General features: G+C 25.1%; 14 protein-coding genes. 8 read left to right on the top strand and 6 right to left on the bottom strand.

Going from position 1 to position 12639, the window contains the following annotated elements:
- Together ABLL_RS08265 and ABLL_RS08260 are read right to left on the bottom strand one after the other, a co-directional pair.
- Complete coding sequence (locus ABLL_RS08265) at nucleotides 1-903, bottom strand: GGDEF domain-containing protein (RefSeq protein ID WP_014474336.1); 903 nt, start codon at nucleotides 901-903, stop codon at nucleotides 1-3.
- A gap of 13 nt (nucleotides 904-916) precedes the next feature.
- The gene (locus ABLL_RS08260; protein ID WP_014474335.1) at nucleotides 917-1510 is read right to left on the bottom strand and encodes an MBL fold metallo-hydrolase; all 594 of its coding nucleotides are present in this window, start codon (nucleotides 1508-1510) and stop codon (nucleotides 917-919) included.
- Between the two features lie 53 nt (nucleotides 1511-1563).
- Here ABLL_RS08260 and ABLL_RS08255 point away from each other — a divergent pair, with 53 nt between their 5' ends.
- Both ABLL_RS08255 and ABLL_RS08250 read left to right on the top strand, forming a co-directional pair.
- Complete coding sequence (locus ABLL_RS08255) at nucleotides 1564-2385, top strand: ferritin-like domain-containing protein (protein ID WP_014474334.1); 822 nt, start codon at nucleotides 1564-1566, stop codon at nucleotides 2383-2385.
- Nucleotides 2382-3050, top strand: a complete 669-nt coding sequence (locus ABLL_RS08250; protein WP_014474333.1) for a hypothetical protein — start codon at nucleotides 2382-2384, stop codon at nucleotides 3048-3050. Before ABLL_RS08255 ends, ABLL_RS08250 begins: the two co-directional genes overlap by 4 nt.
- Here ABLL_RS08250 and ABLL_RS08245 read toward each other — a convergent pair.
- From ABLL_RS08245 to ABLL_RS08230, 4 genes are read right to left on the bottom strand one after another with little or no spacing between them, the layout of a single operon-like run.
- The gene (locus tag ABLL_RS08245) at nucleotides 3047-3640 is read right to left on the bottom strand and encodes a hypothetical protein (protein WP_014474332.1); all 594 of its coding nucleotides are present in this window, start codon (nucleotides 3638-3640) and stop codon (nucleotides 3047-3049) included. The two genes, ABLL_RS08250 and ABLL_RS08245, sit on opposite strands and share 4 nt — an antisense overlap.
- A 21-nt stretch (nucleotides 3641-3661) precedes the next feature.
- On the bottom strand, nucleotides 3662-4879 hold the full coding sequence (gene trpB, locus ABLL_RS08240) for a tryptophan synthase subunit beta (RefSeq protein WP_014474331.1): 1218 nt from the start codon (nucleotides 4877-4879) through the stop codon (nucleotides 3662-3664).
- Between the two features lie 31 nt (nucleotides 4880-4910).
- Nucleotides 4911-6029 carry a molecular chaperone DnaJ gene (gene dnaJ, locus ABLL_RS08235; protein WP_014474330.1) on the bottom strand — a complete coding sequence of 373 codons (1119 nt, stop codon included), beginning with the start codon at nucleotides 6027-6029 and terminating at the stop codon, nucleotides 4911-4913.
- A 52-nt stretch (nucleotides 6030-6081) separates the two neighbouring features.
- A complete protein-coding gene (locus ABLL_RS08230) occupies nucleotides 6082-7416 on the bottom strand; it encodes an MATE family efflux transporter (protein WP_014474329.1) in 1335 nt (444 codons plus the stop codon).
- Nucleotides 7417-7547: 131 nt separating this feature from the next.
- Here ABLL_RS08230 and recR point away from each other — a divergent pair, with 131 nt between their 5' ends.
- The 6 genes from recR (at nucleotide 7548) to ABLL_RS08200 (ending at nucleotide 12628) form a co-directional block, all read left to right on the top strand.
- Complete coding sequence (gene recR, locus ABLL_RS08225; protein WP_014474328.1) at nucleotides 7548-8120, top strand: recombination mediator RecR; 573 nt, start codon at nucleotides 7548-7550, stop codon at nucleotides 8118-8120.
- Nucleotides 8121-8131: 11 nt separating this feature from the next.
- Nucleotides 8132-8308 (top strand): hypothetical protein, encoded by a 177-nt coding sequence (locus tag ABLL_RS08220; protein WP_014474327.1) that lies wholly within the window; start codon nucleotides 8132-8134, stop codon nucleotides 8306-8308.
- Nucleotides 8309-8316: 8 nt separating this feature from the next.
- Nucleotides 8317-9798, top strand: coding sequence for a PAS domain-containing sensor histidine kinase (locus tag ABLL_RS14700; RefSeq protein ID WP_014474326.1), 1482 nt, complete (start codon nucleotides 8317-8319; stop codon nucleotides 9796-9798).
- A gap of 9 nt (nucleotides 9799-9807) precedes the next feature.
- Nucleotides 9808-10734 carry a dUTP diphosphatase gene (locus ABLL_RS08210; protein WP_014474325.1) on the top strand — a complete coding sequence of 309 codons (927 nt, stop codon included), beginning with the start codon at nucleotides 9808-9810 and terminating at the stop codon, nucleotides 10732-10734.
- A 182-nt stretch (nucleotides 10735-10916) separates the two neighbouring features.
- Nucleotides 10917-11948, top strand: coding sequence for a DUF4118 domain-containing protein (locus ABLL_RS08205; RefSeq protein ID WP_041654794.1), 1032 nt, complete (start codon nucleotides 10917-10919; stop codon nucleotides 11946-11948).
- Nucleotides 11945-12628 carry a response regulator gene (locus ABLL_RS08200; protein WP_014474323.1) on the top strand — a complete coding sequence of 228 codons (684 nt, stop codon included), beginning with the start codon at nucleotides 11945-11947 and terminating at the stop codon, nucleotides 12626-12628. Before ABLL_RS08205 ends, ABLL_RS08200 begins: the two co-directional genes overlap by 4 nt.
- The last annotated feature ends 11 nt before the right edge of the window (nucleotides 12629-12639 follow it).

Raw genomic sequence — 12639 nt, 5'->3', positions numbered from 1 at the left:
CTAAAAAAAATCTATTTTATTTGTATCTTCTTCATTAAAGAGAAAAACTTGTCCTCGCCCTCTATTTCTAGCTTCATATAGAGCAATATCAGATTTTTTTATTATTTCATCTATTGTTGTTGCATCATCAGGATAGATAGAAATTCCACCACAAATAGTTTTCATTAAAGTCTGTTTAGTCTCTTCATTTATCACAACTTTTTCTTTGCTAAAGTTATTAATAAGTTTTTCAGCAATGAGTATAGCATTGTTTTCATTAATTATATTTAATAAAATAACTAGAAACTCATCATTAGAAATTTTAATAACTAAATCAGATTCTCTAACACTATTTTTTAAAGTTTGTGCTAAAACTTTTAGAACTTTATCTCCAATTTCATAATCAAATTCATCAATTACTGCTTTGAATTGATCAATACCAATTTTAATAAAAGCAATTTTTTTCTGCTCTCTATTTGATAAACTTAATAAATTTCCAACATAATTATTTAAATAACAACGATTATAAGAGCCAGTTACATGGTCAACTAAAGACATTTCATTTAAAGTTTTTTCCATATATTTGTTATATAAAGATTGAGAAAATATTTGTAAAGACAATTTTATGAAACCAAGATTTTCTTTTATTGAAGTATATTCTTCTTCATTTTCAGATAAAAAGTTAAAAATAATTTCTGTATCACAATTTTGTTTGAATTCTAATGTGTTTACAAAATAGTTTATATTAGAGTTCGAACAATTGAATAAATTATCAATTGAATCATTTTTTTTAATATTTATAGTTAAAAAATTTATATTATGGTGTAATCTTAAATAATCAAAAATATTTAAACAACTTTTTTCTAAATCAGAAAGTTTTAATTTTTCATTCTCATTTATTATCGTCTCACAAGATAGGTTCATAAGCTAAGCCTTTTTATATATGTCTTTCCCATTGTTTTAGAGTTTGAATTTCATTTTTTAATGTTGTTTTATCTCCATGACCTGGATAAATATGAAAATCTTCATTCCATTGTAAAATTTTATTTAAACTTCGTTTCATTAACATAGCATTTGAGTTAGGAAAATCAAATCTTCCAATAGTTCCTTTAAAAATAAAATCACCTGTAAATAAATGTTTACCTATTTGTAAAGCACTACAACCTGGTGTATGACCTGGAAAATGGTGAAATTTTATTTTAATACCTTGAATTTCTATTTCTTCATCAGGATTTACTAAAATATCTGCATAAGATGGTGGCATACCCATTCCATATGGATCTAAAGTTAGCATAAATTCATCATCTTTTGGAGTATATAATTTTATATTATAGTTTTCTTTTACTGCTTGATTTGACCAAATATGATCAAAATGTCCATGTGTATTTAAAACAGCAATTGGATTTTTTACATTTGATTTTATCCATGAAAGCGCATTAACCCCTGGATCTATAATAATATCTTTCCCATCTATTGTTACAATATAACAATTTGTTTGATAATCACCCATTGGTTGAACTTTTATATCCATTTTAAACCTTACTTTGCTAAAATTGCTTGATTATATCAAAAAAGAGGTTATTTATGGATTATTTTTATACACTTGAAAAAGTTTTATTGACAAGTGAGCCAAAAATTAAAATTGAGAAATTTAAAAGTTTCTATGAAAATTTTTTAAATAATACCCTTTCTTTTGATAATTCTTATGAAGCTCCTATTTTAGATAAACCTTCATATTCTGATTTTTTAGAGATTATTAAACCAACTGCTTTACCTCCTATTAAAAATTTTAAATCTATAGAAGGTAAAAAATATCTAGTTCATACAATTTTACATATAGAATATTCTGCAATTGATTTAGCTTTAGATGCAGCTTTAAGATATAAAAATATGCCAGTTGAATATTATAAAGATTGGTTGGAAGTTGCAGATGATGAAATAAGGCATTTTTTAATGCTTGAAGAGTTAATGCATGAACTTGGCGGAGTTTATGGAGATTTTCCTGTTCATAAAAATCTTTTTGAAGCAATGGAGCAAACACCTGATTTTTTAAGAAGAATGGCAGCAGTTCCTAGATATCTCGAAGCAAATGGACTTGATCAAAATCCCAAAATTATGGAAAAATTAAACTCAAATAGAGATGAATTTAATATAAAATTTATTGAAGCATTAAGAGTTATTTTAGAAGAAGAAGTAAGTCATGTAAAAAAAGGTGATTTTTGGTTTAAATATGAGTGTGAAAGACTAAATTTGGAACCAGAATCTACATATATAAAAATCATTGAAGAAGTTTTTCCAGGAAGTACAAATAGAAAAATGGACTTAAATTTCACTGCAAGAAAAGAAGCAGGTTTTTCTTGTAATGAACTAAAAATTTTATCAAAAAGAGAGGATTGCAACGAATGATTAGCTCAAATTATGATGTTTTACTTTCAACAATTCAAAAATCAGATGCAGTAATAAAACAAGAAGTAGATAGTTTTTTAAATAAGCTTGTTTCTTCATCTTCAACAAATAATACAAATTCAATAGTTAGAACTAATGATTTAACTTATGAAAATATAAATGGTATAACTTTAGAAGAAATAGATACTCTATTTGAAAATGAAGATGATAAGAATATGGCAAGAAATTTAAGACTAGCAACACTTTTTTCAAGTGATGAAAACCTATCAAAAGCTTTATTTAATACAGTTTTAGGACAACCTTTTAATTTAGGTTATACATTCTTAACAGATAGATATAATGACAAAAATATATTTTTAAGTTCAAATAGTAGTTCATTATTTGATTTATTAGAAAGTTCAATTACAAATAAAATAAATAATACTCAAACAAATTCAACTGATGTAATATCTCAAGATAAATTAGATGAGATATTAACAAAAGTTAATTCATTTGATTTTTTGAGTGCTTTATCAAGTAGTTCAAAAAAAGGTTATGATAAGTATAAAAATGAAAAAAACGATTATTCATTTTTATACAATGATTATAATTTAAAATATCAAGAATTAATTTACAAATATCAAGATTTAGAAAATTACAATAAAAACTTAATCAAACAATTTTAATAAATATTTATTGTAAGATTAAGCTTTAAATGATCATTTTCATTTGTAACATTTAAACTAGAACCAATTCTATGTTTAGAAAGTTCACCCTCAATAGTTTGTAAAATATGCCAAAATTTTTCATTAAATGGCATTTCAAGTTTTTTTATTTTATGTTCTATAATTATTTCAACGATAGTTTGAATACAATGAAAATAAAATATTTTATTTTTTGCTCTTTGTATTTTATAGTTTCGCATTAATTTTAGATTTGAAATATATACATATTTTTCAATTTCTGATAATGAAGTTCTATTTTCTACTTCTTTTTCTTCATTGTCTAAATGTATTAAATATGAAGAAATTTCTTTGTTCATAGTCTTTTCTAAATTTGGGTGAAATTTTAGAAGAATAGTTAATACTTCATTTGAAGATAAATTTTTATGGTTTATTTGATTAGAATATATTTTTTTATCTTCATATGGATGATTAATAGAATTTAAAATGTCAATAGCAAAAGTTAAATATACAAATTTATCTTCTTTCCCATTTTTAAAGAAAATTCCCCTTTCATCTATAATAGGTTTCGCACCTGCATATTCAACTTTCATTATCTTTCCCCTTGTATTATATTAAAATTTTGAGTTTGGAATAGGGTAGTTATTAATAACAAAATCAATATCTTTATCCCCTCGACCACTAAGACTTACTAAAATAGTTTTTTCTTTATCCAATGTTTTTGCTAGTTTCATCGCAAATCCAACAGCATGAGCTGATTCAAGTGCTGGAATGATTCCTTCAAGTTGAGATAACTTGTAAAATGCTTCAACAGCTTCATTATCGTCACAAAGTCCAACTTTACTTCTTCCTGATTCTTTTAAATAAGCATGTTCAGGTCCAACACTTGGATAATCAATCCCACTTCCAATTGAGTAAACAGGCGCAGGATTTCCATCTTTATCTTTTAACATTATAGAGTTAAATCCGTGCATAACTCCTTCTTCTCCATAAGTTAAAGATGCTGAGTGTTCTCCAATGTTTTCACCTTTTCCTAAAGGCTCAACACCATAAAGTTCAACTTCTTTATCATCAATAAATCCAGAAAAAATTCCCATAGCATTACTTCCACCACCAATACAAGCAGCAATTGCATCTGGAAGTTTTCCTTCTTGTTCTAAAAATTGTTCACGTGATTCTAGTCCAATTATACTTTGGAAATCTCTAACCATCATAGGAAATGGATGAGGACCAACAACAGAACCAATACAATAAATAGAATTTTTAGTATCAGCTAAATATGCTTCAAAAGCAGAATCAACAGCTTCTTTTAACGTTTTTAGTCCATGAGTTGCTGGAATTACTTTTGCTCCAAGAATTTTCATTCTAACTACATTTGGATGTTCTTTTGCAATATCAACTTCACCCATATGAATTTCACACTCTAAACCAAAATAAGCTGCTGCAGTTGCCAATGCAACACCGTGTTGTCCTGCACCTGTTTCAGCTATTACTTTTTTCTTTCCAAGATGTTTAGCAAGTATAACTTCAGCCATACAGTGGTTTAATTTATGAGCTCCTGTGTGATTTAAATCTTCTCTTTTTAGATAGATTTTTGCTCCTCCACAAAAGTTAGTTAAATTTTTTGCAAAAGATACGGGAGTAGGTCTTCCTTGATAATGTTTTCTTACATATTTTAATTCTTCTATAAATTTAGGAGAATTTTTTAACTCTTCATAAGCTTTTTTAATTTCTTCAAAAGGTTTTTCTAATTCAGGAGGAATAAATGAACCTCCAAATTTACCAAAAAAACCATTAGCATCAGGCATACTTTCTAAATATGATTTATTCATTTATTTTCCCTTGAGTATTTTTATAAAATTTTTATGAAAACCATTTCTTAACTTTGTCAAACATAGATTCAAATGTTGATTCATGAGGTTTACTTTCTATTCCAAAACTATCTTGAAGTTTTTCTAAAAGCTCTTTTTGTTCACTATTTAAAGCTTTTGGATATTCGATTTTTATTTGTACTACTAAATCACCTTTTCCATATCCTTGAACAGATTTTACACCTTCACCTTTGAAAGTGAATTGTTGTTTATCTTTAGCACCTTTTGGAATTTCAAGTTCTAATTTTCCTCTTAAGCCTGGAACAGTTATTTTTCCACCTAGTGCAACTTGAGTAAAGAAAATTGGTGCTTCAAAATAAATATCATCATCATGTCTAACAAAGTGAGAATCCTCTTTTACTTTAACTTGAAGATATAAATCACCACGACTTCCATCAGGAGCAATATTTCCTTTATTTGAAACTCTAATTCTCATTCCATCGTTTACACCTTCTGGAATATCAACTTTAAATGTATCTTTTACTTCATCATATCCTGTTCCACCACAAGATTTACAAGAATCTGATGCAGCTTGACCTGTTCCTCCACATTTTGGACAAGTTTGAGCAAAAGTCATAAATCCTTGTCTTGAATGTACTTGACCATGTCCATTACACATAGAACAAGTAGACATTTTACCATCTTTTGCACCTGTTCCTTTACAAGATTTACAAGCAGTTTTATATTTATAACTTATATCTTTTTTACAACCAAATACTGCTTCATTAAACTCAAGTTTAACCTCAATAGTAACGTCTAAATTGTAGTTATATGATTTTTTTTGTTTTCTGCTTCTTGAACTAGAACCAAATCCAAACATCTCTTCAAAAACAGAACTTAAATCTTCAAATCCACCAGAAAAACCACTACTTCTTTGCCCATGACCTTCAAGCCCAGCTTTTCCATATCTATCATAAATAGCTCTTTTTTCTTCATCGCTTAATACTTGATAAGCTTCATTTATAGCTTTGAATTTTTCTTCAGCTTCATTATCACCTGGATTTTTGTCAGGATGATATTTCATAGCCATTTGTCTATAAGCTTTTTTGATTGTGCTTTTATCAGAACTTTTACTAACTTCTAGTAATTCATAATAATCAATCTCAGTCAATTTCTATCTCCCTTAAAAAATATAATAAATTTAATGTAAGCCGTGATTTTATCTAAAGGTTAATAAATCTTAAATGAATTAGATTTGGGTTATTTTTCATAAAAATTTTTATTGCAATTAAAAAAGTAATAAATTCAGAAACACTAAGTGCCATAAATATCCCAATATTCCCAAATATAGAAGATAAAATAAAAATTGCTGAAATTGGTAAAACAAGACTTCTTAATATAGCAATAAAAGCTGAAAGTGATGCTTTTTGAATTGAAGTTAAATATGAAGTTATCAAAATATTTAAACCTGAAAATAGAAAAGCAGGCCAAGCATAAGTAATAAATTCTAAAGTAATTTTTCTTGTTTCTTGTTCTGAATCTTTTAAAAATAGGTTTATTAAAATTTCAGGTATTGTTAGAATTAAAATAGTCATTAATAATTCTATTAATAAAATTGAAATAGAAGCAATTTTAAAAAAACTTTTCATTCTATTAAAATTTCGTGCACCATAATTTTTACTAAAGATTGGTTGCATAGAGTCTGAAATAGCAAAACTCAATAAAATACTAATCATTATAAGATAACCAATAATTGTATAAGAAGCAACTCCTTGTGTACCAAAATTTTTGAGCATTATATAGTTAAAAACTAAAACAGTAATTCCTATTGATGATTCATTTATAAATTCTGAAAAACCATTTTTTAATGTATTAATAATATTAAACCAGCTTCCTTTTGGTTTTATTAGTTTTAAACTTGTTTTTTTTGAAAAAAAATGAGGAATTAAAATAACAATAATTATGACATAAGATATTCCTGTTGCATATGCTGCACCACTTAAGCCAAAATCAAATTTAACAATAAATAAATAATCTAAAATTATGTTTGTTAAAGCACTTAAAAATAGAGCTAAAAATGATAAAGTAGGGTTCTCATCAACTCTTACAAAATAGTCTAAAACTATTGCTGTCATCAAAAAAGGTAAAAAAAACAGAATAATAGGAAGATATAATAATGTTTCTTCTTTTAAAATATTTTCAACTTTAAATAAGTTAAAAAAAGTTTCAAGATTAAAATATATTAATAAACAAAGGAAAATACCAATTATAGAAATTGAAATAATTGATTTTGTAAAAATATTTGAGATTTCATCTTTTTTATTTTCTCCCATTAATTTTCCTACTATTACAGAACTACCTACTGAAAACATTAAAGCAAATCCAAAAAGTATAGTTAGCATTGGATGAGAAATATTAATTGCAGCTAAGCCAATAGAACCTACATAATTACCTATAAAATATCCATCAACAATACTAGCAGATGAAATAGCTAAAAGGCTTAAAATAGAAGGAATAGCGTATTTGAAAAATAAAATAAGTGGTTTAGTATCTAACATAAAAAGTCTTTTAAATTTTTTGAAAAAAATAATAATTTTTGAAATGATGCCAAAGAATGTATTAAAGTATGATTTTCAAATAAAGTATATCTTAATAAAATTTATTAAAAATCTTAGATATAATCTGCGACATGAATAAAGGATTAGAAAAATTTTACGAACTTGTTGAAGCTTTTGAATCTTTACCAACTATTGGTAAAAAATCAGCTCTACGTCTAGCATATCATATAGTAATGAATGATAATTATTGTGGGATCAAAATTGCTCATAGTATTGAAAATGCTTTAAAAAATATCACAAAATGTTCACGATGTGGATCAATGAGTGAACATGAAATTTGTGAATTTTGTCTTGATGAGAGTAGAGATAATGAAAAACTTTGTATTGTTCAAAGTGCAAAAGATATTTTTGTTATTGAAGATTCAAATCAATTTGATGGAAGATATTTTGTAATAGAAGAGTTAGATCAAGATATATTGGATTCTTTACAAAAGTTTATAATAGATAATGGTGTTAAGAATATACTATTTGCAATTACTCCTTCTATTGCAAATGATGCTTTTATCCTATTTATCGAGGATAAACTTAAAACTTATGATTTGAAATTTACAAAAATTGCACAAGGTGTTCCAACAGGTGTTAGTTTGGAAAATGTAGATATTTTATCACTATCAAAAGCTATACAAAGTAAAGTTGAAATATAAAAGATTAGAGTATGGAAAAAAGAATAGTTTGTCAAAAATGTATATATTATTTTGTTACTTGGGAAGCAAATAGACCACATGGTTGTAAAGCATATGGATTTAAATCTCTTTTAATGCCATCTGTGACAGTAAAAAATTCAAGTGGTGAAACTTGTAAATTTTTTACTCAAAAAAATTTTAATACATAGTTGGAATAATGGAAAATTTTTTAGAACAAATAGAAAAAAATAAAATTACTATTATTCGAACTTGGATTTCATTTCCTATTGTTTTAGATTTAATAAAGAATAATTCAATTGATGAAAATTTATTTATTAGAAGATATGCTTTTGCTCTTATTGAACATTTTATTTTAGTTATAAAAAAAGATGAAAAAACTGAAAAAAATTCTGCTGTTATTGATTTTTTGAAATATTTAAGAAAACAAAATATTAAAATAAATGAACTTTTTTTGCTCTTTTCTACTTTCAAAAATTCTTTAATAGAATTTGCTTTTAAATCAAAGCTTGAAACAGCGAAATTAATAGAAGAGATAGATTTTTATTTTGAAAAAATTTTTTCTGTTTTATTAGATATTTATTCAAAATCAATAGCTCAAATAGAAAATGCATTAAATAAATCGGTTGATATAGTTGATAAATATGTAATTATGTCAAGAACAGATATTAATGGTGTAATTATTAGTGTTTCAAATGCTTTTTGTAAAATTTCTGGATATGAATCTTATGAAATGATTGGAAAAACTCAAGAATTTTTCAAACATCCAGATATGAAAGCAGAATTTTTTAATGAGATAAAAAAAACTATCCAATCTGGAAATATGTGGCAAGGTGAGATAAAAAATCTGAAAAAAAATGGAGGATTTTATTGGTTAAAAACTACAATCCATCCAAATTTTGATAATGATGGAAATATTATAAGTTATGATGCTATAAATGAAGATATTAGTTTTCAAAAAGAGTTAAAAAATCAACAAGATTTACTGGTAGAACAGTCAAAATCAGCTGCACTTGGCGAGATGATTAGTATGATAGCACATCAATGGAGACAGCCTTTACAAGCAGTTTCTATTTTGATTCAAAAACTTCCTTTACTAAAAGAATTAAAGGGTGAAATATCTGATGAAATGTTAAATGATGTTGTTTCTCAAGTATCGAATCAACTTGATTATATGTCAAAAACAATAGATGATTTTAGAGATTATTTTAAACCAAATAAGAAAAAAGAAGAAGTTTATATAGAAAATGTTATAAACAAATCTATGGATTTTTTATCATATTTATTTAAAATAAATTCAATAAAAGTAAATTATAAAAATGAATCTACTTCAAAAGTAGATATTTTTTTAAATGAAATGGTGCAAGTTTTTATAAATCTAGCAAAAAATTCATGTGATGCAATGATTGAAAAGAATGTTGAAAATAGAGTTATAGATATCTATAGTTATGAAAAAAATAAAAAGTTATATATTGAGTTTGAAGATAATGCTGGTGGAATAAGTGATAAGGTTATTAATAAAATATTTAATCCTTATTTTTCAACAAAAAGTAATAAAAATGGAACAGGTTTGGGATTATATATGAGTAAAACTATTATTGAACAATATAGTTTAGGTAAAATAAATGTATATAATACTGAAATTGGAACAAAATTTATAATTGAATTACCATTAAAATAGGAGTTAAGTTTGTTATATAAAGATTTTAAAGAGAGTATAAAAACATTAGGGTTTTTAAGTATTGAAGATTTTATGGTTTATGCAGGTGTTACATCAAATGATGTTTTGAGTTGGGAAGAAAAAAATGAAGTTCCATATTTAGTTTCACTAATTTTACATCTTTTAAAAGGTGAAAAAGAATTATTACCAACAAATTGGGCTTTAGATAATGTTATTGAAGAGTGTTTACCTCTTGCTTCATTACTTGAAGAAGTTTCTTCTTTCCCTCATAAACTTGAAGAGATGTTTTTATTACAAAAAAAATTAAATGATTCTACAAATGGTAAAAATTGGGAATTAGGTGTAAATAAATTTGGAAAAGAGATAAATTGGCTTAGATGTATTCATATGGAAGTGGCTGAACTTATTGAATCAACTCCATGGAAACATTGGAAAAATATCAATGCAGATCCTGATATGAACAATATTCATGTTGAGCTTGTAGATATTTGGCACTTTTTAATGTCTTATATTTTACAAGAGACAAATGTTCCAAAAGCAGTTTCTTTATCTAATACTCATTGTATCTATGAAGCAGCAACAGAAATTGATGTAAAACTTATGGTAAAAGAAGCTGAAAAATTATCTTATATTGCTTTAGCAATTGATACAGGGAATATGCCTTCATTTAGTGGAATAGAAAGATTTATTGATCAATTCTTTAGATGTTGTAAAATTTCAGGATTATCTTTTATGTGGTTACAAAAGCTATATATTGGTAAAAATTGTTTAAATCAATTTAGACAAGATAATGGTTATAAAGAAGGGCATTACATCAAAGTTTGGAATGGTAATGAAGACAATGTTGTAATGGTTGATTTATTAAAAAAAATGGAAGATGTAGGTTTTGATGACTTATATAACAAATTAAAAGAAGAGTATTCTAAAAATAGATAATTTTTCTTTATAAAATTTTTATATTTTTATGGTTCTTTTTGATTCTCTCTTTACAAGATATGAAATATAATTGACATAACAAATCCAAGAGGAGGTTGTTATGTCAACTTCAAATATTTTAATGCTTTCAATCTTAAGTGTTTTAACTTTTATTTTATTGCTAAGATTACCAAAAGCCTAAAATGAAAAGAGTATTTATTAAGTATAAAGAACATATGTATATTTTAAAAGCGTTAATAATTTTAGTAATAATTACTGGAATTAGTCATATATTCAAATTTTATTTAGATATTATAAATATTGCTTTAATTCATATAATTCCAGTTGTAGTTGTGGCAATTCATGGAAATATTAAAGCAACTCTTTTTATGACATTTTTAAGTGTTTTATGCCTAAATTTTTTATATATTCCACCTTTATATAGTTTCAATGTTAATAATGAGTTATATCTTTGGAGTTTTTTGATTTTTGGAATAGTTGGTTTAATAATAACAATGCAAGCAAAAAATTTAATTAGACAAACAAAACAAAATCAATTAAGAGAGAGTTTATTACATATAATTTCTCATGATTTAAGAACTCCATTATCTACAATCCATGGAAGTATTAATTTAATTTTATCAAATAAAAATCTTAATACAAAAAAACAAGATAGTCTTTTAGAAGATATAAATTATGCTTCACTTAGAATGAAAAGATTAATTACAAATCTTTTAGATAGTACTAGGTTATCAAATGAAAATTTTGATTTAAAATTAGAATGGTGCGATTTTGAAGATATTATTGGAGTTACTTTAAATGAATTTTCTCAAAAACAAAATGATGAAAAACTAAATATAAAAATAGATGAATTATCACTTTTTTGGGGTGATAATACACTTTTAACTCAGTTAATTGTAAATTTGCTTGATAATGCTTTTAAATATTCAAAAAGTGACACAAAAATAGATTTAGAAATAGAAAATTTAAATAATTTTATCAAAATAAAAATATTTAATGAAACAGAATTTATAGATAAAAAGAAGTTAAAAAATATCTTTGATAAGTTTTATAGATTTGAAGATACAAATGATATTTCAGGAAGTGGAATAGGATTAGCTATTTGTAAAAGTATCGTAAAGCTACATAATGGTGAGATAAAAGCAATAGCTAAAGATAGAGGAATTTTAATTGAAGTTGAACTTCCAATAGTAAAAAGAGTAAATATAGAATGAAAAATTTAATACAAATAATTGAAGATGATAAATCAGTAAAAAAACTTTTAGAGATAACTTTTAAAGAGTTTGATTTTGATTTTATTTCAAGTGAAAATAAAAAAAATGCTTTAACAATGTTCTTAAGTCATAATCCAGATTTATTGATAGTTGATTTGGGTTTACCTGATGGAGATGGAAAAGATTTTATTAAACAAATAAGAGAAATTTCAAAAATTCCAATCATTGTTTTAACAGCACGACATGATGAAAAAGAGATTATTTTAGCACTTGATGCTGGTGCTGATGATTATATAACTAAACCATTTTCAGTAAATGAATTACTTGCTAGAATTAGAGCAAATTTAAGAAGAAGCTTAAATACTGTTGATATAAATAATACATTTATTTGTGATGAATTAAAGTTAGATATAACTTCACGAGATATATTTTTGAATACTGACAAATTGAAATTAACTCCAATAGAATATGAATTATTAAAATATTTTATTTTGCATCCAAATAAAACTTTAACCCATAAACAAATACTTCAAGAAGTTTGGGGTACAGGTTATCAAAATGAAATGCAATATTTAAGAACTTATGTTAATACTTTGAGAAAAAAGATTGAAAAAAATTCAACAAGACCTAAATATATAATAACCGAACCAAGTGTTGGATATAGATTTAATTGTAATTAATAAGAAAAAAT

The organism is Arcobacter sp. L (assembly GCF_000284235.1).
GTDB classification, from domain to species: Bacteria; Campylobacterota; Campylobacteria; order Campylobacterales; family Arcobacteraceae; genus Aliarcobacter; species Aliarcobacter defluvii.
The sequence above is the reverse complement of the archived record's forward strand: the minus strand, read 5'-3'. Positions and strand labels throughout refer to the sequence as shown.